Source organism: Chryseobacterium formosum (assembly GCF_026460885.1).
GTDB lineage: Bacteria > Bacteroidota > Bacteroidia > Flavobacteriales > Weeksellaceae > Chryseobacterium > Chryseobacterium formosus.
This window is the reverse complement of sequence record NZ_JAOVZW010000021.1, coordinates 79,186-103,590: the sequence shown is the minus strand read 5'-3', so window position 1 is coordinate 103,590 and position 24,405 is coordinate 79,186. Positions and strand designations below refer to the sequence as shown.

Here is a 24,405-nt window from a genome sequence, read left to right as displayed (position 1 = left end):
TATATTTCTAACCTAACTATACAAAAAATACGATTTACCTAATTTACATAAAACTATTCTTGAGACTCTCTATTCTACAAACCAAATCTCAAATCTACTTCCCTGTTCCAAAGGTTTATAATTGAGATAACCTTTATGTGCTTCGATGATGCTTTTACTGAGCGTTAAACCAATTCCGGAACCACCACTTCTCGTGGTAAAAAACGGAAGAAAAATCTTATCCTGAATTTCCTTTTGAATCCCGATTCCGTTATCTTCTACACTTAGAATAATACGTTTGTTCTGAGTTTTGATTTCGGTTTTAATCGTTCTTTCAACATTGTCGGAAACAGCATAAATGGCGTTGAGATAAAGATTAATTAGACAACGTTCAATCATTTTTTCATCAGCCAAAATTGTGTGATTTTCCAATGAATTGATAATCTTAATGTGGTTCTTTTCAAATTCAGGTTTCAAGAAATTAAGTGCTGATTCTACAATATTTGTTAACGAAATCGTTTTGAAAACTGGTTTCGGTAACTCTGCAACTTGTCTGTAATCATCCACAAAATTCAATAGTTGTTTTGATTTCGAATTGATAATCATCAAACTTTCCTTCATATCCTGTTGATCTTCTTTTTCAATAATTTCCTGATTGGCAATGTATTCAAGATTTTGAATCAAGCTATTAACAGGCGTCAAAGTATTCAAAAGTTCGTGGGAAATCACTTTCATTAAATTATTCCAAGCGAGTTTTTCTTTTTGTTCGATAATTTTCTGAACCGATTCTAAACTGATGATACAAAAACGATGTTTAGCATTCTGAACTTTTTTAGTCCTTAGAGAAAACGATTGTTTCGCATTTTCATTAATTGAAATGTCGAAAAATTCCTGAGAATTTTCGTAGTTAGTTTGTTCGATGATTTTATAAAAATTAGGAATTTTGTTTTCATAAAGATTCCAAGAATTATACTTTGGAATTTGCAAAATTTCCAAGAAAATCGGATTCACGTAAAAAACTTCCCAATGATTATTTTTTTCGGTCAAAATCATCAGTCCAATTTCCAGCTGATTCAGAATTTCTTGATATAAAAGTTTATAAGAAGACAGCGAAAGATGTTCTTCTTTGCTTTGGTAATAGAGTTTCACAGCATTATTGACAAAACTATTTTCTTCAGTTTTTGGAAATAATGAAAAATCTTTTTTCTGAATTGCTAAAAGCAGTTTTTCCGTTTTCTGAATGTAAGACAAAGCCGAAGTTTGTGCCAAAACAATACAAACCAAACTTAGCAATGAAAACAAAGTGCAATTAATCCATTTGTTTTTAGAATAAAAATCAAATGCAAAAATTCCGCAGACAATTGCAAGCAGAATAAATATAATCCAGAATATTTTTTGTTTATTCATTTTTTTTGTTGGTGCTGGATGAAGGAAGTTTGATGTCTTGCAATTCAGAAATTATTTTTAAGCATAATATTAAAACCCATCCATCACCAAACATCAAACATCCAGCTTTATAAGCTAAATTTTTCCATTCTTCTGTACAATGCCGCTCTCGACAACCCCAAATCTTCTGCCGCCAAAGAAATATTCCCTCGATGCTTTTTCAACGCTTTTTTGATAAGGATTTCTTCCATTTCTTCGATATTAAGGTTTATAATTGTGCTTTCGGATTCTTCATCTTGAGGCATCAGCAATTTAAGATTTTTTTCGTTGGAAAGAATCACGCTTCTTTCGACGCAATGGTCAAGTTCGCGGATATTTCCTGGCCACGAATAATGCATTAATTCCAAAGTTAAAGTTTCGTTTAAAACCAAATCTGGTTTATGATATTTCTGTTTATATTTTTCTAAAAAATAATCAGTTAAATTTGAAATATCTTCAATCCGATCTCTTAAACTTGGGATATTTAATTCGACGGTATTGATTCTGTAATACAAATCTTTTCGGAAACGATTTTCGGAAACTGCTTTTTTTAGGTTTTCATTGGTCGCAAATATAAATCTGACGTCTAAAGTTCGTTCCTTGTTTTCTCCGATTCTTGTCAATTTTCGATTTTGGATCAAACTAAGTAATTTGGTTTGAAGATGAAGCGGAAGATTCCCGATTTCATCCAAAAATACCGTTCCATTTTGCGCATTTTCAATTTTTCCGGCGTAATCCTGATGCGCATCCGTAAATGCTCCTTTTTTGTAACCAAATAATTCAGATTCAAAAAGATTCTCAGAAAGACTTCCCAAATCTATATGAACCAAAGGCTGGTTTTTTCTTTCTGAAAGCTCGTGAATGTGTTCTGCCAAAACATATTTTCCCGTTCCGTTTTCTCCTAAAAGTAAAACGTTAGCATCTGTTGGAGCAACTCTTTCAATTTGGCTCATCACTTCCTGCATTGCCGGAGATTTTGTTGCCAATTGATATTGATTGGTTTTTACGCTGACATTTTCCCATTGATTCAGTTTTTTGTTTTTTCGGGAAATATCGACAGCGATATTCACGGAAGCGTATAGTTTTTCGTTATTCCAAGGTTTTAGAATAAAATCGGAAGCACCATTTTTTAAGGCTTCGACAGCCAATTCTACTTCGCCGTACGCGGTCATCAGAATTATCGGAAGTTGAGGTTCCAGCGTTTTGATTTCCTGCATCCAATACAATCCGTCTTGTCCGTTTTCAAAACCTTTTCGAAAATTCATATCGAGAAGAACCGTGTCAACTTGCTGTTCTGATAAAAATTTCAGAATATTTTTTGGCTGACTGAGACAACTGACTTCCGTAAAAAACTTCTTGAGCCAGACTCTTGCCGAAAACAAAATGTCCTCGTCATCATCAACAATTAAAATATGAGCTTCTTTTTTTCGCATTTCTTTTTATTTGGTTGTCGGTTGATAGTTTTCAGTGGTTATATATTGCTAAATATTTAGAACAAATTTTAAAAACAATCAACTAACCACCGACAACTATCAACTAAAATTGTCCGCTTTCGCACAAAAAGTGTCCGATAATGAACAGTTTTAAAATTAATAAAATTATATTTAATCACGTTTACAGAGAGTTACAAGATTATAAATTCGTGGTATTTATATTGTGTAATTACCTGTAAGTAAAACAGTTATCTAAATATGGATACGAAAATAGTAAAAAAGAAATCTAAATTAAAATTAATATCAATTATCATTGTTTCTGCATTGGCGGTTTCGGTTTTTGGATGGTATTTTCTCAATCAGAAAAAAACTTATAATATAAAGTCGGAAGATATCACTATTGAAGAAGTGACCAGTGGAAAATTCGAAGATATGTTGATGGTAACTGCACAGACGCAATCTCTTAATTCTTCTCTTGTGAATGTTTTGGAAGGTGGTGCTGTAAAAGAAATTTTTGCGGAAGACGGACAAATGCTGACAAAAGAACAACCAATCGCAAGAGTTTACAATCCTAATACTGAATTCAATTATCTGAATCAGGAAACGGGAATTATGCAACAAATAAGTCAGATGAGAAGCTCACTTTTGGAACTGAAAAATCAGGAATTCAATCAGGATAAAGAATTGTTGCAGTCTCAAAATGATTATAATACGGCGTTGCAGACTTTTAATCTTCAGAAAAGATTGTACGATGCGGAAATCGGAAAGAAAACCGATTATGATATTGCGCTTCAGAATTTGAATTATCAAAAAGACAGAAAGCAAATCGTGGAAAAAGGAGCTTCCAATGAGAAAATTTCGAGAAATTCTCAGTTTTCGGCAATCAACAATTCCATTAATCAAATGGAAAAAAGTTTGAATATCCTTCGTTCCAACAAAAATAATTTCCTGATCATGTCGCCTGCTTCGGGAAGATTATCATCATTCAATATTTCTCTTGGGCAGAATTTGACAAGTGGAGAAAGTATTGGAAAAATCGATTTGATGGGCGGTTATAAACTTGTTGCAAAAGTCGATGAATATTATATCAATAAATTAACGAACGGAATCAAAGGAACACTCGACAACAACGGAAAAGAATATGAAGTGATTATTACAAAAATTCTTCCGGAAGTGAAAGACGGACAGTTTTCTGTGGAACTGAATTTCATTGATGCAAAAATTGAAAACCTAAAAATCGGGATGACGTTCGGAGTGAAACTGAAATTATCAGCCGATACGCAAAGTATGATGATTCCAAAAGGAAATTTCTACAAGGACACGAACGGAAAATGGATTTTCGTAGTGAAAGGCAACAAAGCTGAAAAACGAAATATCAGTCTGGGAAGAGAAAATCCTCTTTATTACGAAGTGGTTTCCGGATTAAAACAAGGAGAAACCGTGATCACTTCAGATTATTCTGAATTGAAGAAATATGAAATTCTGGATATTCAAAAATAAAACTTCAAGACTTTAAATAAATTTTAATTTAAATAAAAAATTATAATACAATGAAAAAATTACTATTATTATTGATTCTTACCATCAGTCTTGCCGCATCTGCAGTAATTTTGAAAGGAAAAGATATTGCAAATACAAAAGAGAAAACAGAAACGAAGACTTTTAATTTGGGTTCATTCAACTCCGTGAAAACATCACAGGCGATTGAAGTTGAAATTGTAAAATCTGATGAAGAAAAAGCAGTGGCAACGAGTACTCATTTATCTGAACTCAATATTGAGGTGAAAAATAAAATATTATACATTCAATACAAACCCAATATTTCTCTTCAGAATGTAGATACGAAAGTAATTGTGTACGCAAAAGATTTAGTAAAAGCCGAAGCCGAAAATGCATCAACTATAAAAGTGAAAAGCATCTTTAATAATGCAGAACAAACATTTGAAAGCCGAACTGCCGGAAAAATTTTTGCAGATTCTAAATCAGCTATCGTTAATATTGAGATTACAAATGCAGGGCAATTTTCAGGGAAAATCGTTACAAAAAATTTGAATGTCGATGCTAATTCTGCAAGCAATATAAAATTAAGCGGTTCTGCCGATAATGCAGAATTCAACGTGAAAAGCGCAAGTTCACTGGATGCAAAAAACATGAGTATTAAAACAGTGAAAGCAAATGCGGCATCTACTTCAAACATAAGTTTGAGTGTTTCTAAAGAATTGACGGCTTCAGCAAGTTCATTATCAAAAATCAGATACAAAACTTTATCCGGAATCAAATTCTCTGCAAACAGAAGTTCAGGCGGAACAATCGATTCATTTTAACTAAATTCAAAATAAATAAACGATCAATTTTAATAAATAATACGATGATTAATATTCAAAACCTTTCAAAAATATATAAAACCGAAGACGTTCAAACGAATGCGCTTAACAACGTAAGTCTACACATTAAAGAAGGCGAATTTGTTGCGATAATGGGACCTTCAGGCTGCGGAAAATCGACTTTTCTTAATATTCTTGGATTATTAGACAGCGCTTCTTCTGGTTCTTATCAGTTTGAATCGACGGAAACAATCGGTACTTCTGAAAAGAAAAAATCAGACATCAGAAAGAAAAACATCGGTTTCATTTTTCAGAATTTTAATTTGATTGATGAATTGACGGTTTATGAAAACATTGAACTACCATTGATTTATAACGGTGTTTCTTCTTCAGAAAGAAAAAGAAGAGTGGAAGAAATTATGGAAAAAATCAACATTTCTCACAGAGCAAAACATTATCCGCAACAACTTTCCGGAGGTCAGCAACAAAGAGCAGCGGTTGCAAGAGCTTTAGTTACGAGACCAAAATTAATTCTTGCCGATGAGCCAACCGGAAACCTAGATAGTTCTAACGGAAACGAAGTGATGAATCTTCTCGCAGAACTTCACAGAGAAGGCTCTACCATTGCGATGGTAACGCACTCTTCTTACGACGCAGGTTACGCTTCCAGAATTGTGAATATGAAAGACGGTGAGATTTTCTCAGAAGAGCATTCTTCCCAAAGAAAAGATGTTTTTGAAAAAGCAGATTCTAAAAACTTTGAATAAAAATTTGTTGATGGTTTTCGGTTGTTAGTTGATGGAAATCAGCCAAAGCTCAAGATTTTAAACCATCAACCGACAACTTTCAACCATCACCCAAAAACTACAATTATGCTTAACAACTGGCTTAAAATTGCCTTCATCAATTATAAAAAGAACTGGCTTTCCACCATCATTAATTTGTTTGGATTGACCATCGGTTTGACAGGATTTATGCTCATTCTCATGCATTGGAATGACGAAGAATCTTATGAAAAGTGGAATCCCAAAAAGGATAATATCTTCTATTTTCAGACCCATAATAAAAAAGAAAATATTTACGGAGGTGCGATCTCAATTCCTTTTGCAGACCGTGCTTTAAAATTAATTCCAGAAGTTCAGGATTATGTTTTAATCAACGGTTCGGGATTAGGATATAAAATGACGACGAAGAAAAAAACAGTCTATCAGCAGGATGGGATGACTGTTTCTGAAAACTTTTTCAATTTTTTTCCTTTTAAATTGGTTTCCGGAAATTATAAAAATGCATTGAAAGGAGACAATACAATTGCAATCTCAACAACTACCGCTAAGAATTTATTTGGCAAAACTAATGTAGCCGGAGAAAACATCAAATTTGACAACAAAAATTTTGTAGTAACAGCAGTCTATGAATTACCAAAAGAAAACAGCCAGATAAAACCTGAATTTATCATTTTGCCTTACGAACAGATGAAGAATGATAAGGAAATGTGGGGGAACTTCAATTACGGATGTTTCTTTATGCTGAAAACAGGAACAGACCAAAAAACTTTACAGCAAAGGTTTTTAAAAGATATTTTTGAGTACAGAGCAAAAATAAATGCTGAGCCTTCAGGTGTTACCATCGAAAAATACTTAGAACTATATGGCCCGACAGGAAGTTTATTTACGCCTATTGATAAAATAAAGCTCCACGCCGAATCAACTTGGTTTGGTAAACCAGATTTTAAATCTATCATTATCTTATTTACGCTTTCTGTTTTGATTGTAATTTTATCAGCCATTAATTTTATTAATCTTAAAACCGCCCAAGCTTCTCAAAGAGCAAAAGAAATCGGGGTAAGAAAAGCAATTGGAAGTACAAAATCTAACTTAGTCGTTCAGTTTTTATTAGAAACATTCCTGATTTGTTTTGCTTCATACATTTTATCATTAGCATTAACCGAAATTCTTTTGCCAAGCTTCAACAAGTTCTACAATAAGGAAATTGTGATGAATGATTGGCATGTTTACTTCTATTCGTTCTTGATGGTTGCTGTAGTTACATTGGTTTCAGGATTTATTCCGGCAACTTATCTTGCTAATTTCAAAGCAATAGAAACACTTAAAGGGAATTTCGCAAGAAGCAGACACGGCGTCTGGCTGAGAAACGGAATTTTAACCATACAATTGATTATTTCTTCATTTTTCATTATCGGTGGATTGATCATTAATCAGCAGGTAAAATATATGATGAATAAAGATTTAGGTTTCAGTGGAAATCAGATTTTTCAAATTAATTTTAATGATAACGGTAATGGAAAACCCTGGCTGAAATATGAAAGGCTTAAAACTGAAATGGCAAAAATTCCCGGTGTAGAAAGTATTTCGTTTTCGGAGGCGCCTCCGGGAACAGGTAATCAGAGCACTTCGAATATGGATTATATGAATACCAGTATTCAAGGTCGACATGGTTCTATGGATTACAATTATCTTCAGTTTATTGGTGTTAAACTCCTTGAAGGTCGATGGTTGAATCCTAAATTATCTTCAGATACCATTAATAATGCGATGGTAAATGAAGCTTTTGTCAGAAAATTTGGCTGGACAAATGATCAGGCAATGAAAAGGGAAATCAGACCAGGATTTGATAATAAACCATATCACATTGTAGGTATTGTAAAAGATTTCAATATCAGAAGTCTAAAAAGTGATGTGGAACCGATGATATTCTTCCATTACAGAGAAACTTCCTGGAAAAGATTTGGTGTAGGAAATATTCAGTTGAAATTAAAATCAGATGATATTGATGGAACCGTAAAAAGACTGAAAACCTATTGGCAAAATAAAGTAGAACCAGGTTACCCATTCGATTCTTATTTTATTGATAAACAATTTGCAAAAACTTTTGAAACTTATCAGAAACAAAAGACACTTTTCACCATTCTGAATGCAATGGTTTTGATGGTAGCATTATTGGGATTATTTGCCCTGTCTTCATTAATGATTGAGCAAAAACTGAAAGACGTTGCCATTAGAAAAACTTTGGGAGCATCAGACAAAACTTTGATTGTCGGTTTAACAAAACAATTTCTTTGGATCACTTTTGTTGCAGTTTTAATTAGCATTCCCATCAGTTATTATCTAATGAACGAATGGCTGAAAGATTTCGCTTACCGAATTGATATGCCAATTTTTCCATTCATTTTAAGTATGATTTTGCTGTTGATTTTAACATTCGTTGTTGTAAGCATTAAAGCGTATCAAGCCACAAAAGTGAATTTAGTGAAATACTTGAAATACGAATAAAAGAACCCGAAGGATTCAATATGAATAGCCGTAGGTGAAACCTATGGAATCTTGTGAAGTATCTGAAATACGAGTAAAATTTGTTGATAGTTGTTGGTTAATAGTTGATAGAGGTTATTCTCAAAATTATTAACTAACAACGATCAACTAACAACCAAAAACAAAACAACTATGCTAAAAAATTGGCTCAAAATAGCATTTATCAATTACAGAAAAAACTGGCTTTCCACAATTATCGATGTTTTAGGATTGAGTGTCGGTCTGTGTGTTTTCTTATTGATATTCATCCATTGGCAGGATGAAAAATCCTATGAAGACTGGAATCCGAATAAGGACAATATTTATTTAGTAGAAAACGGAAACTCTTCATTCGGAACGATGGTCGTTTCAAGCTATCCTTCTTTAGCGGTTTCAAAAGAAAAATTTTCTGAGATTGAAGATTTTGCCATTGCAAACTCGTGGAATGGCTATAAAGTACGTTTGATGTATGGAAATAAATCGGCTTACACAACCAGTGCAAGAGCAACAGATGCTTATTTCGATTTTTTTCCAATGGAAAAAGTTGCAGGAAGTTTTAAAAATGCAATCAGTGATTACCAAAAAATAGCTATTTCTGAAGAGACGGCAAAAACTTTATTTGGAGATGAATACAAAGACTGCATCGGCAAAACATTGAAGCTTGATGATTCTGAAGACAAATCTTACGTTATCACTGCTGTTTATAAAATTCCTGCTGAAAATACGGTTTTTCATCCGGGTTTTATAATGAGACATCCCAACATAGACAGAAAAGATTTAGAATGGACCAATTACAGCTATGTAGGTTATTTTAAAATAAAACCGGGAACAGATATTGCCGCTTTAGAAAAGAAACTTTCAGATCAGCAGTCTCAACAGGAAAAAATAAGTTCCGAAAAATGGGGCGAAAAATATGATGAAAAGAACGCCGCAAAAGTTTATCTCACTCCGCTTAGCAAGATGAAACTGGATGCTAAAAGTGAAGGAATTGATAAAGGCGACAAAAAATCGATCATGATTCTTTTGGGATTATCTGCATTAATATTGGTTTTATCAGGAATCAATTTAATCAATCTTAAAACAGCGCAGGCTTCACAAAGAGCAAAAGAAGTCGGGGTAAGAAAAGTGGTGGGAAGTTCAAATTCGAAACTGATTTTTCAATTTCTATTGGAAACTTTTATGATTTGTTTTGTTGCATATATTATTGCCTTTGCAATGGTTGAGCTTGTTTTACCTTCATACAACAAGTTTTTAGGAAAAGAAATAAAGCTCAATGATACCAATCTATTCATCTACAGTGGATTGCTTTTAATTGTCTTTTCGCTTATTTCAGGATTAATTCCGGCTTTATATTTGGCAAATTTTAAACCGATTAATACGCTGAAAGGAAATTTCTCACGAAGCAGACACGGCGTTTGGTTACGCAATTCTATTCTGACTTTACAGCTTATTATCTCTTCATTTTTTATTATTTGCTCTCTGATTATTCATTCTCAGGTAAAATATATGATGAATAAAGATTTAGGATTTAAGGGAGATCAGGTCGTGAATATTCAGTTTAATAAAACAGATTGGGAAAATGATTATAACTATAAAAAGTATGTACGTCTGAAAAATGAGGTCTCAAAAATTCCTGGAGTAGAAGATATTACCGGTTCGGTAAACTCTATCGGTTTAGGAATGGCAAATGCATCGCTTGTTAAAAATGCTTTAGATACTACAAAAGCGGTGGAAAATGTTCTTGTAGGAGCTATTGATCATAATTATTTTAAATTCTATGAGATGAAATTGGTTTCTGGAAGAGATATGGATCTTCGTTATGCTTCCGACACAATTTCAGGAACCATTGCCAACGAATCTTTCATCAAAAAAATGGGTTGGAATAAAGATCAGGCTCTCGGAAAAGAAGTTTTTCCGGGTTGGGAACAGAAAAAGAAATATAAAATTATCGGTGTTTTGAAAGATTTTTATATCAATGGTGTCGATAAACCTGTAGAACCGATGCTGTTTTTCAACTATGAAAGAAACTGGGCAAAAAACAATATGCAAAATCTGCAGATCAAACTTTCAGGAAACGATATCAACGGAACATTAGAGCAAATCAAAGAATTCTGGTTGACCAAAGTTGAGCCAGGTTATCCTATCAATTATGAATTTGTAGATAAGCAGTTTGCCAAAACTTTTGTAAAATTCCAGAAGCAACAGACCTTATTTACTATCTTAAATGTTGTTGTGCTCGTTATTGCATTGTTAGGATTATTCGCTTTGTCATCACTATTAATTGAACAAAAATTAAAGGATGTAGCCATCAAAAAAACTTTAGGCGCAGACGAAAGAACAATTGTCTGGGATTTAACGAAAAGATTTTTACTGATTTGTATAATTGCTGTATTCATCAGTATTCCGTTTGGATATTATGCAATGAATGAATGGCTGAAAGATTTTGCATACCGAATTGACATGCCGGTTTGGCCGTATGTTTTAAGCATGATTTCACTTCTTCTTTTGACATTTATTGTAGTGAGTTTTAAAGCTTATCGTGCTACAAAAATTAATCTTGTAAAACACTTGAAATACGAATAATTTGTTGACTGTTGCTGGTTGTTAGTTGATCGAATATTCATCGCAAAACCATCAACCATCAACGATCAACCAAAAACTTATTATGAAAAAACTATTCTTTATATTCATCATCAACCTTTTTTCTGCACAACAAAGCTGGACTTTGAAAGAATGTTTAGACTATGCCTCGACAAATCATCCTTTGATAAAACAGGCAACCGTAAATATTCAGAAAAATGACCGACAGATTGCTGCATCAAAAGGAATGTTACTGCCATCTGTAAATGCAGGTGCAAACCACAGTTACAGTTTTGGCTCGTCAATAAATCAGTCAAATAATCAGAGAGAGGCTCTCAATACACAGTATGACCAAGTTTTTGCTCAGGCAAATGTTGAATTATTCAACTGGAGAAATTATTTAAATATTTCTTTATCAAAACTCAACAAAACGACAAATACCTATAAACTAAAACAAGCTCAGAATGAAATCAAACTGAATGTTATTCAGACTTTTTTTGCTTATCAAAACAGCAAAAGTTGGCTGGAAGTTTTAAAAACTCAGATTGAAGGAATTGAAGAACAAATTAAACGAACTGAAAAAGAAGTTGAGATCGGAAACCGCCCTAAAAGCGATATTTACGATATTAAAGCGAACCTTGGGACTTTACAGGAACAATGGGTTTCAGCAAAAAACCAACGAGATTTAGCAAAAATAAACCTCATCAATGCTTTAAATATGAAAGAAGATTCAATCGATTTTGTAATGACGGAGGAAGGTTTGCTTGCTGAAGATTTTTCAGATTCAAATTTCACCAATAATTTAATCGAAAATAATCCTGCTTACAAAACGGTGATTGCAGAAATTCAAGCTCAGGAAAAAAATATACAGTTAGAAAAATCTGCTTATCTACCTACACTTAACGGAAATTACAGTTGGTCTACTTTTTACAATAAATTCTTAGGAAATAATAACCTTTCAAGCACCAGTTTTTCGGATCAGTTTACTCAAAATAAAAACCAATCGATTTATTTTGGCATAAATATTCCGATTTTCAACAAGTTTCAGATTAAAAATAATGTAGAAATTGCAAAACTGAATGTCATCAATTCCAATTACGATAAAGATTTGATTATTAATGACCTTACAAAATCAATCAATTCTATAAAAGCTCAATATCTGAATGCTCAGGAAAAATACAATCTTTTGGAATTAAATTTTGAAAACCAAAGATTGTCATTCCAAAAATCTGAAGAAAAATACAAAGAAGGTTTGATGGATGCTTATACTTTTTTTGTGGTGAGAAATAACTGGCTTCAGGCAAATTACAATCTTATTAACAGTAAAAATGATGTGATGCAGCAGATGGAATTGTTGAAGGTTTTGAGAAATGAGAATTAATTTTTTTTAAGCTGTTTATAACAAAAGAGGCAAGTGTACGGTTCAAATGGACTTTCACTTTCTAATAATCTAAACCCCCAATCAAATTTAAAAATATAATATTTCATCTTATTTGTATTCTCATTATTGTTCAAAATCCGGATATATTTAGTTTGGGATTGTTTTTATCTTTCTAAAAGTAATCGATATTCGTCTTGTTCGGGGAATTGCGGTATTCTGAAATTTATCATTTTTTACGGATTTTATCCCATGTTTCCAATGATATCTTGCTTCTCCACTTAATAACAAAATACTTCGGGGCTGTAAGAGTATCTCATGCTTTTCTACATCTTTTGAAAATTGCATAACACAGGAAGACAACAGGCTGATGGAAATAATAACATCTTCAAAACAAGGTACGCAATCTATATGGTTTGATATACCCTGCCCCGGTTCATATTCATTAATAATCACCTGATCAAAAGAGTTTTCAAGATTAAATGTTGTTCTGATCTTCCTTTCCAATGCAAGAAGCCAATCGGGTAATTTGTTTATTTTCAGATCCTGATCGATATTTTTTTTCTTATAATCATACATATATCCGTAATGCTGAACTCTCCGCTTTAAATTGGTATCCCATACCGCATTGTCTATCTCTGAAATCATGACTTTTTCTTCTTCAATACTCAGAAAATCATCCTGATAAAGAAGACCGCTGATGATGCTATTCTCCATTTTCTATCGTTAAAATATATTGTAAAAAATCTATGAAATTTTTGTAAACAGGTTGATATCCGGCTTCCAATTCATTAGAAACCCAAATTGAATTTTCATTTTCCTGTGTGGCATGATACCCGTAAAAAATAACTTTATCACTGTTATCATAATATTGATCCGCTAACAAATAAATTTCTGCATTATTCAATAACGGAGTTGTAAGAAGACTTGGATTGAGCCAGTCGTCAAAACTGCAAATACTTACATCAAAGCCATCACCATAAATATTGCATCCTCCATATTCGCTTAAAAAGTAAAAATAAGCATCATCTTTTATAAAGGTAGCATCTTTCATGATACCCAGCGTTTCTTCTTCCCAAAGATTTTCTATCTTTTTCTCATTTAAAGTTTTAACTCTGTATTTTGCAGCAATATCCTGCATGAGATAATCAACTTCGATGATTTTTTTGATCATAAATGTCTTATTTGTTTTTGATAATCGTTGTAGAATTAAATATCTTTTGAATAATGCTCCATACCATCTTCATCATCTACCGGTTCCAGATAACGTTCTATGTTTATTGGCTTTTTTAGTGTTTTAAAAGAAATGTCTTTTAAACCTTGATTAGCTACAAATTTATCTTTTCCCCTATCCTCTCCAAAAGTATAGTTTTTTATAATTTTCAGCTCACTATCTATACTTGTCACGAATAAACATTCTCCGTAAAGAAAAATTTCATCATCAGGATTTCTCTCTGAAACATAAGCTACATAAACATCTCCATACTTATCATCTTTATATTGACTTATTTTATAAATATGTCTTGTACGAGCAGAATTTTTATCTTTCCATCTTTCATAAAACTCATCATTTTTTAACTTATTCTGTGATACCAATCCGAATTTATTGTGCAATTCTTCTACACAAAAACTATTCATAAAATTTAGTTTCTTATTGTAATCCTCTAAATTTGGTTTAACGGAGGCGTCTGAAGCTTCTGCTTCTGCCTTTAAAAATTCACTAATAATTTTTTTTATTTCTTCCATTTGTTTATTATTTCAATTCTTTTAGGTATTCAAAATTTTCCAGATCTTCAGTATAGCCTACTTTTAACAAATCGTCTTTTATACTTTTTAAAAGCTTATTCCATTCTGATATAAAAACTTCCGCGTCAACAGTTATGGGAAAATTGGCTTCTCTAACGTTTTCTACAAATAAATTTGTTTCTCTATCTTCTAGTCCGACCTCAATCCATTGAGGAGTAATTGTAATTGAATTTTCTTTTCTTACGAAATTCCAATATAAAGTAAAACCAACGCATAAAAAACTTGTTCGAAATTCACTCTTATTTTCATTTAAATCTTTAAGCATATAAATAATATCATTGTAAATATCACTTATATCCCATCTTCTGGTTAAATAAATAAGGTAATTCCCAAAAGTCATAGTAACATGCTTATCGTCATCATCTCCAAGATATATAGAATAGATTGCCTCACTTACGGATGTATCTTCTGTATCTATTACCCCTAATTTTTTTGTTGCTGTAAATTCTATTTTAAACATAAGTTATTAAAAAATTGATTTTCCTTTTTTTGTTATCAATTAGAAATTATTATGCGCTATTATAATCTGCTAAACTGTTGGATTCTTCCGGAGCTTGGTATTTTTCCACAGCTACAAGCTGACCCGGATTTTTTACCTGATTAATTTTTAAATCATGCGAATGACGCCACTCGGGTTTTTGAACTCCATAAGTTAAATCATATATTATTTTTATTCCCTGATCTGTTTCAGCTACATAAAATAATTTATTAAATCCTAATTCTCTTCCTGTATTTTCTGTATAACTTGTATAACAAGCAAAAAGTTCATTATTCACCAGCCACCTTGCTAAACCTTCTCCTAGTTTTGGGTTCTTGTATTGTTTGATTTGAAATAAGGTACGTGAGATTGCTCTCCCTACATTTTGGAAGTACAACTCTTTCTGTTCAATATCCAATTCCTGTACGTCTTCTTCCTCTAATGCCCTCCAACATTCATTGCTATTTACAGTGTGAAAATAAGCTTCTACTTTTAATCTAACTTCTTCGTAACCATCATCAGAAATAGAAAAATCATAATTTGCTTTATTGCAAGTGTACTCGTCCTGAATAAATGATTCTATAAAACTTTTAATCTCTTCCATATATTTTATTTTGTTTAAACTTTACTTCTTTTTATTAGAAAGCCTCAAACTCTCAAACTTAGCAATGAAATTTTCCCAAGCCCAATCCGGGAATATTTTTGGCATTTCTGTTTTAAAAACTTCTGTTTCTACTGAACCGATACCTACCCCATCCATATAGTATAATATAACTCGTTGCCAATGATTGAATACGCGAGATTCAACAGCCATTTGAGTGTAACCTCCGTAATCCAAGTCTAAATTGTTCAGCTCATAATCGCCGATACTCATATAATACAATGATTCGTATATGGTGCCGGGTTTTATGATAAATCCTACATAACTTTCTGGGGTTGGGTAATCCAGTGGATGAAAATACTGAAGTTCCTCATCTCCTTCACCATCATACAAACCTGAATCCTCAAACAAATATTTACTTGAAGAAAATCGCAATTTTCCTCCAATACCATTTTCTTCATCACTCCACCATTCAAAACTATAACCATCTGATTCATTTTTGTAAAAGTCTTCTATTCCTTTATGTACAGCATTCAATTGACTGAGCTCTAGTAAATTGGTTTTTAAATTTGCTGGAGCTTTAAGATTAGTTCCTGCTACTCTTTTATTTTTTTTAGACTGCAGAACATAATGTACTAAATAAAGATTGAATTGATGTTGCATGATTTCTTAATTTTTGTTATACTTTTAAATCCTAGATTCAATAATTTCTGATAGTACTGCATGACACAAAATTTCTTTTAATACGTCGAGTTTTTCATTTGCCTCAATATCAAATTTTCCGTCCGTATATAAAACCATATCATTGAATGAGCCCATGCCTCAATACAAACTTTTTATATTTGACAAAGCCTCTTTTTTATCGGTAACATATTGGTTTCCCAAGCGTAAAAATAAATCGCTTTTTTGCTTGTTGTCAATTACTTCAAGTAACTTATTTATTTGTAAGCAATACTCTTTAATTGTCATTTCATTTTTTATTTACCAATTATGATCTAAATGAATTGTTTGTGCAAACGAAACACAGATTTATTTACCTTTCTTCTAAAAGCTTAAAATAACGGTTGTAGTCTTTATCCGGAAAAGCTTTTTGCAGTGCTTCCAATGACTCTTTTAAGTTCTTATAGATGCCATCTGCCTTTAAATCTTCTAATGAAACTTTCGTAAAAAGATATTGCCAATCTGCAATACCCAGCATATCTGCAACGGCTTCAAAATATCCATTAAAAGTAAGATTGATTTTATAAACTAATGCTCTGTTAATATAATAAATAGCGGGTTCATTAGGAGGAGCAATACCATTTTGAATACTGTAAACGGCTAATTTGCCATCACCAATCTCCGGACGGGCATCTAAAACACGAAAGGTCTTCCAAAGTGCTATTTCTTCCGGAGTTTGACCTTTAAACCAAAGTTTTTCGTCATAATCTAATAGAGATAATCCCGAATAAAGATTTTCTATATAAAATTCTACCTGAGAGGCAAAATCATCTATTTCAAACCAAGCATGAAAATGAAATTTGTCTATATTTAACACATCTACAAATCTCTCAGCTACCATTTCATAGCCAAGTTTAGTGAACTTTTTATTTCTAAATGTAAGCATCTCATTATCCGGAATAGAGACTTTAGAAGTAATCTGTACATCTTCAAAATAATCTGATTGGGTTTCCGTTTCTAAATTTTTAAATAATTCTGTGATTTTGAATTCCATTGGTTTATTTTATATTGTTGTTTTATAATAATTTTCAAATGTTTTTTAAATATGTTTCTAAGTTCCGTTAGACTTTGTCTTTATAATGATTATAATTTTAACCCTAGTATCTTTAAAATTATTTACAATAAAAAACCAGATAACTTTCGCCTCTGGGTTTAATGTAATTTAGTTTTTGTATAACTTTTATTTTCTTTAACCCCATTATCCGTAATAGAATATTTGTTAAAAACAACATATTATTATTCGTATTGAGATAAGATTGTCGTAAACCTGCTGTCGTTTTTGTATTTTACTTTCATGGCATCATCTATAAGGTTTGCTTCCATTCCAAATTTAAGGGCAAGCTCCAGGCTTTGAAAAAAGAGATCTTCATAACCCATGTCGAAAAGTATTTCCGCTTTTGTGCCATTATACAAACCGTTTTCGGGTTCAAGGACTAAAGCTTTATCGATATATTCAAGGCTTTTATCCAGAATGCCTGCTGTACGTAATTCATATGCCCGATTATTATAAGCCAATGCTTTTTGCGTATGAGATTCTAAAATGGCATCATATAATAAAAAAGCTTCCTCTAGCTCACCTTTTTCCTGATAGGAAAGAGCCAATTTTTCGATATCAAAACAATAGTTTTTTATATAAATTGCATCAGCTCTATATTCACCATTTTCATCAAAAATAATGGAAATGTCAAGGTTTTCAGGATTTACATATTCGTTTGTTTCATCATCAAAGTAAAAATTAAAAACGTCACTGTAAATATTTGAAATCCAGTCCGGGGTAATATATCCATTATGGTCAAAGATTCGTATTGGGCTTATTCCTTCATTGACATCAAATGCAAAATCATTCCCGGATCCATCTGTTGCAAAATATAGATAATTGTTTTTTACTTGTAGACCATAATATTCATTGGCAATATTCTTCAGAACATCCGATACAGAAGACAATGTTATATCTAATCCTATACTGTATTGCCCGTATTTTTCGCACCACTCAATATACTCTTCAGGGTAATTATGCTTTCTGAGAATATCTATTTCTGCAGAGGTAACGGTAGTTTCATTGTCAATCCAGAAAGGATTTCTATAATCTGCATCCGTTATAAAAGTACGCAGGAAATTAAAAAAGCCTTCAAAATCCGTAATTTCAGATAGCGTGTGTTTTCGTTTTTGTATTACATTCACCAGATTTTCAAGGTTGGTGTTGAATTCTTCTTTTGTTTTTGCTGTAAGTCCGTAATATATTCCCATTAAACAATTATATAAATTATCCTTGATTGTAATCTGCTATCCAAGTTGGATGTTCCGGTTCGACAATTCTTAGTGTTTCTATTAATGTACCGTCTTTTTTTATTGTGATGCCTTCTGTATAAACATTGGATCTTTTATTATAAATCCATTCGATAACTTCTTTATTTCTTCTTTTTTCAAAGTCAAGTTCTCTTGATGATATAATTTTTAATCTCCCATTAACAATACCAACACTTACATTTGTTGGGTATACTTCTGCTCCCATTTCAACATCAGAACCTATGAAACAAGAAAAAACCACATTAGAATCTGCATTATATATTCCTTTGCCGAATTTTGCTTTTTCATATTTTCTAATTAAGAATAATCTTCTTTTTTTAAGATTTTTTTTATTATTATCATAGAATTTTTTAGTCATTAAAGATTCATCTCTATATGCAGTTATAATTGCGTAATAGACAAATTCTTCACTGTAACAATTTTCCAATTTTGCAACTAAGACATACCATTCTTCGTCTGTTATTGAGTTATCAAATTGACCTAATCCAAACTGATATTCCAATTCCGTAAACTCTAAAATAAAATTCTTAATGTCTTCTAAGGTGTAATTCATGATTTTTTATTTTTTATTCTAAAAAACTAAGTTTCTGCATTCTGTAAACTTAGCTTATAGGTTTTATTTAATTTTTACTTTTGCCAAAACAATAAGTATTGGTTATCATTTCTTTTTGTGTCTTATGAAATGAGGTATTAGAAATTACTTATCTTTCAAATATTCATTCAATGAAAAATCATCATGGTTACTCGGCTCAAAATAACTCTCTGTCTCAAAAAATTTCCCAAGTTTTTTGATATCTAAATCTGAATGATTATAAATATTTCCTTTCCAGCCTGTCACATTCATTGTTAAATTATTCAATTTCACACCCATTATTCCGATAATTTTAAATTCATTATCAATTTCACTCATAATGAAGCCATTAGAAAAAACACTTTTATTTGGCTCACCAATAGGGTTTTTAGTAGAAACATACGCTACCCAAATCTCATCATACATTTTATTTTTGTAAGCACTGAGCTTGTATAAATGACGAGGTTTATTGATTAAAGGATTTTCTGCTATTTCTTTTTCAGTTCTTTTAAAAATTCCAAAATCAGTTCTTTCAGAAATTCCTAAACCTTTTTCAACTCCTTCTATTGCCATGCTGCGAAATTCTCTTACCGCCTGATTGAAAGCATCAAGCTCATTTGAATTTAATCTTATCCAACATTCAGCTTCTTTATCTAAAAATTTTAAAATAAATTCTTTTGCTTTTTCCATTATTTTAGTTTAAAAAAGATGATATAGATTAGCAATAATATAGATTAGCAATAATATAGATAATAACATGGGTAGTACAATCAGATATTTTCCCTTCTTTGCGACTTCGTCTTTTTGTATCATGGACATTTCTTCGTATTCCTGCAGTGTTTGTTCAAAAAAACTTTTTCTGCCCATCATTACAAAAATAAAAAGGTAAAATAATCCGATCGATAAAAGTCCTAGTAGTTTACCTAAGAAATTTGCTCCAAAAAAATTCATTGTTTCGAACGCATCATCAGAAAAACTCCTGCTTATAAATTTTAAATTCCATAAAATATAATCTATAATAAATATTAGAATCGTTGCTGCAAGTACTATAGAACTTCCTTTTTTGGCAAGCTGTACATCCTTTCCTCTTATTTCAAGGTCAAACATATTGTAACATATTATTTTTTTCAGGATTGTCATTTTTTTTAGTTTTAAGTTTCTTGATTAGTAGTTATTTCAATGCATTACACTTTTCTTTAAATTGAACTTTTTTAATTTTTTTAACCATAAAAGTGACAAAAGATTAACAGATTAGAATTTTAAGTTCATTAACAATCTGCTAATAAGAACACCTAAGTTTTTTTTAATCTTTGATTTTTATTCTTTTGCTAAACTTTGTTCTCTAAATCGCATGAATTTCTGAATCAATAATTGCTTTTGAATCTTTTGCGGTTAAATTTTAATTAGTTTAAAAAAATATTATTAAAAACTTACAACTCTAATTTAAATGATTCTCCTTCTACAAATATCCCTTTTGATTGTATAATCTTAATTTTCTGATCAGCAGTAAAACCTAAGGTTTCGCCATTTTTAAAGGTTACATTACTTTTGACAACATAACCGCAAATCTGACTTAAAAAAGTGTGCAACTCTCTCAAATCAAGCGGAGTGTTTACAAACTCCATTTCAAGTTTATCAAAAGCCTTTAATCCGTACGAATAAGCACTATTGCTCTCTTCTCCTCTTCGGATACCAATGTAAACCCACAAATCCAGCGGAACCAAATCTGATTTTAATGCTTCTGCAATGTCGAGGTATTGGTCTTTTGGAATCAGCAAAGATTGAGTACCCTGATATATCCCAATACAATTGCTTGTCGCAAGAATGGCCGTTAAAACTTTCGTTAAAGTTGCAAAACGTTCTTTAGTACTATTATTACTCGACATTATTGTTACAATAGCGTGTGAATTGTGATTTTCTAAATCTGCCATTGCGGTTGACCAATTGTAAGCATATTGTGCCGCTCCCTCAATATCTCCCCACGGAATATGTGCAGACACTGTTGCCAGTATAACCATTTCTCCCTCAATAAAAAAAGTTACAGTTCCTGAAGAGCCATTGATATCCGTAGCTTCAATTCCCCAATCAGCTAAAAGATATTCTATAACTTTATCTGTGTCAAATGTTTCTCCGTTATTAAACATCGGCATTGCCAACAGCAAATTGCTTTTAGGTGTTTCTTCCTTTTTTGCTTTCTTTTTAAATAATCCCATTTTTTTAGTAGTGTTTATGATTGTTATTTGTTTAGTTTTTTAGTGTGAATAATATCGGATATTCGACTGATTCTTGTTGATTTCTACGATTTCGAAAGTGTGGAGCTCCAGACCTAAATCCACTTCATCAGACCAATAAGTCGGAGTAATGTTTTGCGTCAGGTTTTTTGCTTCTTTCCAGCAGTTGATGAACCAATCATCATAAATACTTAATTGTTCCTCTCGGTATTCTTCCATCATATCTTCCCACTCTTCTGTATCGCCTTCAAAATCTTCTTCCATTTCATCCACCTCATCCATAATATCCTGCAATTTTGCAGTGTATTCATTAATTTCGCGGAACAAAAGGCTAATATCTTCCGTAATTGTTACACCACGGGCGTTAGAACCGAAAAACACAATTGACAACCATTCGTTACGATATTCAAAATTGAAAGTTGCAATATCACTTTTCTCATAACTAGATAGCATTTTAATTGTTGTTCCGTTTAGGATCTGCAAAAGTTCTCCGGTAATTTTGGTACTTAATGGCTCTAATGTTGTCTTCAAGAATACATTCAACTCTTGAAGCTCTTTTATTTGTTCCATATTTTAAAATCTGTATTTTTCAACGGGAATAAATTCAAATCCTTTTAATCCCTGTTCTGTTATTTTGTTTTTAATAGTTTCGCTGACTGTTATACTGTGATGAAGGTTTTTCAATTTAAAAACAGATTCATTAATATCTTTTACAAATACCAACTTATCTATTCCACGAATATGTTTGTCACTTAATTGAAATAAGTCTGACTGTTCATAATCTACTGCATCAATCTCTTTATTTACTTTCATCAGGTAAATTTCCATTGATTCTTCCCATTTGATGTGGTGCACTGTTACAGGTACAAATTCCAAATGCTGAATATGTAAAGACAGGAAAAAATCTTTGGCTTTGCTTGAAAATCCATAATAACCTGAAATAAAATCCGTCTCAAATTCACCCTGATAATAAATTTTTCTAAAAGATTCTCCTTTTAACACTAATTCTAAATTACTATCAGCTTCAAAGCTTACATATTTATCTCCTGGGTTAATCGAGTGTTTTATAAAATAGAATTGCATTGTTTTATTATTTATTCCCATTCATCTTCTTCCAAGACTTTTTCAACCCATTTTATTGTTTCCTGTGCTTTAGGATCATCTTTTCCTATAATGATGAGGGCACGCAAAACATCATCTGCAACAAATGCATCAAAACGTCCATCCGATTCGTATTCGTCTTCAATAATTTCAATAAGATTTTTGATAATGGCGGCTTTATTTTCTGCGCTCCAATCCGATTTTAAATCTTCCCATGCTTGACTGAAAAAGTACAAAGCCGATGTAAAATCTTCGTACTCCACAATATCATCATTCAGATAATTTGTGATTTCTTCCTGAATGGAAGCAATTTCTTTTGCATGTAAAGGAGCCAATTCTCTAATCAAAATATAGATTGCTCGATAAGGCTTAAATATTTTATAGTCTCGGTTTAAACCATACTTTATAGCTTCAATAATTTGATTGATGGTTTTTGGAGACAATTTTCTTTCGTATTTTAAATCACCAAGAAAGTCTAAGCTATCATAAAATTTCCGCTCTTCCTGTTCTTCCAACGAGATTAAAACCTCATCAATTTTTCTTTCCAGTTCTTCGTTAATTTGATTTTCTATATTCATGATTTTTTGTATTGAATTTGAATTCACAATGAAGCCCATTCCAAAAAATCAGAATGGGCTTACAATGATTAATTGTTATTAAAAAGGAAATATAGGAACAAGCTTCATTCCTCCTGATTCCGGAGAAGTTTCAGTATATTCTTTTTGATAAGTCAATGGAACCAAATTCATTTCCCCGCTTTCTTTCCATTCATGCATAATTTCTTCTCTTGCCGCTTTTGCAACTGCTTCGTTTTTACTTCTAATTTTTGTAGTTTTTAACCACTTACTTTCAATAGGTTTGATTGAAATCAACAAAATCTCTTCTAAATTCAGTTTCAGCTTTTGAGGAACAGTCATTGATTCCGCACCCAACAAAACTCCAAAGCTTTCATTTTTCATAAAATCTTTTGCGGTCAAAAAGCTTGATACATTGTGATTGGCTTTATTTTCCCTATTTATCCAAAGCTCTATATTTTCTTCGGTAAATTCTACAGTGGTTTCGCCATGGTTTTCCATTAATACCTTAAAATCACCATGCCCTATTGCAATCTGAGAAACACTATTGACAAGTGCAACAGCAAAATGTTCATGAATAATTTCATACGGAATATTGCCATGAAATTCCATATAAAATTCTGCTCCAATTCCATTATATTCAGAATTTTTACCATAATAAAAATCTTTGTAAGTATCTGAAAGTCCATCTGTAATTAAAATAGTTGATTCAGGAGCATGGATAACCCTCATTTTACATGGATTGTGTCCTGATCTACCTTGCGGCCATGAATGGTTTCTAAATCCGCCCACTCTTAAATAGATAATGCGCTCATCTAATTTTCCTAAAGAACTGAAAAAATCATGTCTCAGTTTTTTGCATTCTGCCGAAGTTTCTTTTTCTCTTTTATACTCTGGACTTAATTCAATTTGAGACACCGTTAAAGGTTCAAATCCATATTCCTCAAATACAGGATACGACTGTACTTTTATCGTACCATTTTCATAGATAAGATATAAACTTTCTATTTTTCCGTCTAACTGATGATACATAGAAAGCATCTCATCACGACCAACAAAATGCCCAAAAGATCTCATTTTATCATTATAATGATATGTTGAATCTATAAAGATTCCGATTTCGTCTGCTTCTTTTTTAAAATGAATTAAAGCTTCCGATTTTATAAAAACATTATCATTCTCGCTATACTTCGGGTATCTGTCTTCAATTTCCTTTTTAATGTCTTCAAGCAACATAGGAACGCTGTATCTTTCAGCATTAATAGCTTCACCTTTTTTAAACGTGAATTTTATTTTTGAATGTACCGGAAAAAAGTCTAACAGATCCGAAAATTCGTAGTCCCGAAATTTATCAAGATGTTCGCTAATTTCTTCCTTATCGTATTTGCCTACATGAAAGTCATTGTGATATACTCCATTTTCGTAAAAATAAATGCCGCTGGTAGAAGAGCTTCCATATTCATTTTTGAAAGACTCGTAATGATAGTTACGTCCTTCAACCGGTAATTCGGCCATTTGTTCAGAAAGTTCTGCAATCATTTTTTGTGCTTCTTCTGAATTTAGATAATTGTTTTTCATGTTTTTTTAA

The 24,405-nt window shown here is 31.9% G+C and carries 24 protein-coding genes; 6 read left to right on the top strand and 18 right to left on the bottom strand.

Annotation, left to right across the window (positions count from 1 at the left end):
• Nucleotides 1-69: 69 nt before the first annotated feature.
• Both OF897_RS17045 and OF897_RS17040 read right to left on the bottom strand, forming a co-directional pair.
• Complete coding sequence (locus OF897_RS17045; protein ID WP_267266879.1) at nucleotides 70-1,386, bottom strand: sensor histidine kinase; 1,317 nt, start codon at nucleotides 1,384-1,386, stop codon at nucleotides 70-72.
• 107 nt (nucleotides 1,387-1,493) lie between these two features.
• The gene (locus OF897_RS17040; RefSeq protein WP_267266878.1) at nucleotides 1,494-2,837 is read right to left on the bottom strand and encodes a sigma-54-dependent transcriptional regulator; all 1,344 of its coding nucleotides are present in this window, start codon (nucleotides 2,835-2,837) and stop codon (nucleotides 1,494-1,496) included.
• Between the two features lie 258 nt (nucleotides 2,838-3,095).
• On the opposite strand from OF897_RS17040, the gene OF897_RS17035 reads away from it, so the two are divergent.
• The 6 genes from OF897_RS17035 to OF897_RS17010 all read left to right on the top strand — a co-directional run bounded on the left by OF897_RS17035 (nucleotide 3,096) and on the right by OF897_RS17010 (nucleotide 12,430).
• Nucleotides 3,096-4,337 (top strand): efflux RND transporter periplasmic adaptor subunit, encoded by a 1,242-nt coding sequence (locus tag OF897_RS17035; protein ID WP_267266877.1) that lies wholly within the window; start codon nucleotides 3,096-3,098, stop codon nucleotides 4,335-4,337.
• A gap of 50 nt (nucleotides 4,338-4,387) precedes the next feature.
• Nucleotides 4,388-5,161, top strand: a complete 774-nt coding sequence (locus tag OF897_RS17030) for a GIN domain-containing protein (RefSeq protein ID WP_267266876.1) — start codon at nucleotides 4,388-4,390, stop codon at nucleotides 5,159-5,161.
• A gap of 44 nt (nucleotides 5,162-5,205) precedes the next feature.
• Nucleotides 5,206-5,928, top strand: coding sequence for an ABC transporter ATP-binding protein (locus OF897_RS17025; protein WP_267266875.1), 723 nt, complete (start codon nucleotides 5,206-5,208; stop codon nucleotides 5,926-5,928).
• A 105-nt stretch (nucleotides 5,929-6,033) separates the two neighbouring features.
• A complete protein-coding gene (locus OF897_RS17020) occupies nucleotides 6,034-8,451 on the top strand; it encodes an ABC transporter permease (protein WP_267266874.1) in 2,418 nt (805 codons plus the stop codon).
• 171 nt (nucleotides 8,452-8,622) lie between these two features.
• A complete protein-coding gene (locus OF897_RS17015; protein WP_267266873.1) occupies nucleotides 8,623-11,052 on the top strand; it encodes an ABC transporter permease in 2,430 nt (809 codons plus the stop codon).
• Between the two features lie 82 nt (nucleotides 11,053-11,134).
• Entirely contained in the window at nucleotides 11,135-12,430 is a 1,296-nt protein-coding gene (locus OF897_RS17010; RefSeq protein ID WP_267266872.1) for a TolC family protein, read from the top strand.
• 147 nt (nucleotides 12,431-12,577) lie between these two features.
• On the opposite strand, the gene OF897_RS17005 is transcribed toward OF897_RS17010, so the two are convergent.
• The 16 genes from OF897_RS17005 to OF897_RS16930 form a co-directional block, all read right to left on the bottom strand.
• A complete protein-coding gene (locus OF897_RS17005; protein WP_267266871.1) occupies nucleotides 12,578-13,144 on the bottom strand; it encodes an alpha-ketoglutarate-dependent dioxygenase AlkB in 567 nt (188 codons plus the stop codon).
• Complete coding sequence (locus tag OF897_RS17000; RefSeq protein WP_267266870.1) at nucleotides 13,134-13,601, bottom strand: hypothetical protein; 468 nt, start codon at nucleotides 13,599-13,601, stop codon at nucleotides 13,134-13,136. Before OF897_RS17000 ends, OF897_RS17005 begins: the two co-directional genes overlap by 11 nt.
• Nucleotides 13,602-13,636: 35 nt before the next feature.
• On the bottom strand, nucleotides 13,637-14,173 hold the full coding sequence (locus OF897_RS16995; protein ID WP_267266869.1) for a hypothetical protein: 537 nt from the start codon (nucleotides 14,171-14,173) through the stop codon (nucleotides 13,637-13,639).
• A gap of 7 nt (nucleotides 14,174-14,180) precedes the next feature.
• Complete coding sequence (locus OF897_RS16990; protein WP_267266868.1) at nucleotides 14,181-14,693, bottom strand: hypothetical protein; 513 nt, start codon at nucleotides 14,691-14,693, stop codon at nucleotides 14,181-14,183.
• Between the two features lie 49 nt (nucleotides 14,694-14,742).
• Nucleotides 14,743-15,315 (bottom strand): hypothetical protein, encoded by a 573-nt coding sequence (locus OF897_RS16985; RefSeq protein WP_267266867.1) that lies wholly within the window; start codon nucleotides 15,313-15,315, stop codon nucleotides 14,743-14,745.
• A gap of 21 nt (nucleotides 15,316-15,336) precedes the next feature.
• Complete coding sequence (locus OF897_RS16980; protein WP_267266866.1) at nucleotides 15,337-15,975, bottom strand: hypothetical protein; 639 nt, start codon at nucleotides 15,973-15,975, stop codon at nucleotides 15,337-15,339.
• A gap of 370 nt (nucleotides 15,976-16,345) precedes the next feature.
• Nucleotides 16,346-17,026 (bottom strand): hypothetical protein, encoded by a 681-nt coding sequence (locus tag OF897_RS16975; protein WP_267266865.1) that lies wholly within the window; start codon nucleotides 17,024-17,026, stop codon nucleotides 16,346-16,348.
• A 242-nt stretch (nucleotides 17,027-17,268) separates the two neighbouring features.
• On the bottom strand, nucleotides 17,269-18,279 hold the full coding sequence (locus OF897_RS16970) for a hypothetical protein (protein WP_267266864.1): 1,011 nt from the start codon (nucleotides 18,277-18,279) through the stop codon (nucleotides 17,269-17,271).
• 16 nt (nucleotides 18,280-18,295) lie between these two features.
• The gene (locus OF897_RS16965; RefSeq protein ID WP_267266863.1) at nucleotides 18,296-18,892 is read right to left on the bottom strand and encodes a hypothetical protein; all 597 of its coding nucleotides are present in this window, start codon (nucleotides 18,890-18,892) and stop codon (nucleotides 18,296-18,298) included.
• Nucleotides 18,893-19,036: 144 nt separating this feature from the next.
• Nucleotides 19,037-19,600 (bottom strand): hypothetical protein, encoded by a 564-nt coding sequence (locus tag OF897_RS16960; RefSeq protein ID WP_267266862.1) that lies wholly within the window; start codon nucleotides 19,598-19,600, stop codon nucleotides 19,037-19,039.
• A gap of 9 nt (nucleotides 19,601-19,609) precedes the next feature.
• Nucleotides 19,610-20,050 carry a hypothetical protein gene (locus OF897_RS16955; protein ID WP_267266861.1) on the bottom strand — a complete coding sequence of 147 codons (441 nt, stop codon included), beginning with the start codon at nucleotides 20,048-20,050 and terminating at the stop codon, nucleotides 19,610-19,612.
• A 290-nt stretch (nucleotides 20,051-20,340) separates the two neighbouring features.
• The gene (locus OF897_RS16950; protein WP_267266860.1) at nucleotides 20,341-21,123 is read right to left on the bottom strand and encodes a DUF4261 domain-containing protein; all 783 of its coding nucleotides are present in this window, start codon (nucleotides 21,121-21,123) and stop codon (nucleotides 20,341-20,343) included.
• Between the two features lie 39 nt (nucleotides 21,124-21,162).
• Nucleotides 21,163-21,711: a hypothetical protein gene (locus OF897_RS16945; protein WP_267266859.1), complete on the bottom strand. Its 549-nt coding sequence runs from the start codon at nucleotides 21,709-21,711 to the stop codon at nucleotides 21,163-21,165.
• Between the two features lie 3 nt (nucleotides 21,712-21,714).
• Nucleotides 21,715-22,224, bottom strand: a complete 510-nt coding sequence (locus tag OF897_RS16940) for an imm11 family protein (protein ID WP_267266858.1) — start codon at nucleotides 22,222-22,224, stop codon at nucleotides 21,715-21,717.
• 11 nt (nucleotides 22,225-22,235) lie between these two features.
• Complete coding sequence (locus OF897_RS16935; RefSeq protein ID WP_267266857.1) at nucleotides 22,236-22,820, bottom strand: hypothetical protein; 585 nt, start codon at nucleotides 22,818-22,820, stop codon at nucleotides 22,236-22,238.
• 78 nt (nucleotides 22,821-22,898) lie between these two features.
• Entirely contained in the window at nucleotides 22,899-24,395 is a 1,497-nt protein-coding gene (locus OF897_RS16930) for a hypothetical protein (RefSeq protein ID WP_267266856.1), read from the bottom strand.
• Between the last annotated feature and the right edge of the window lie 10 nt (nucleotides 24,396-24,405).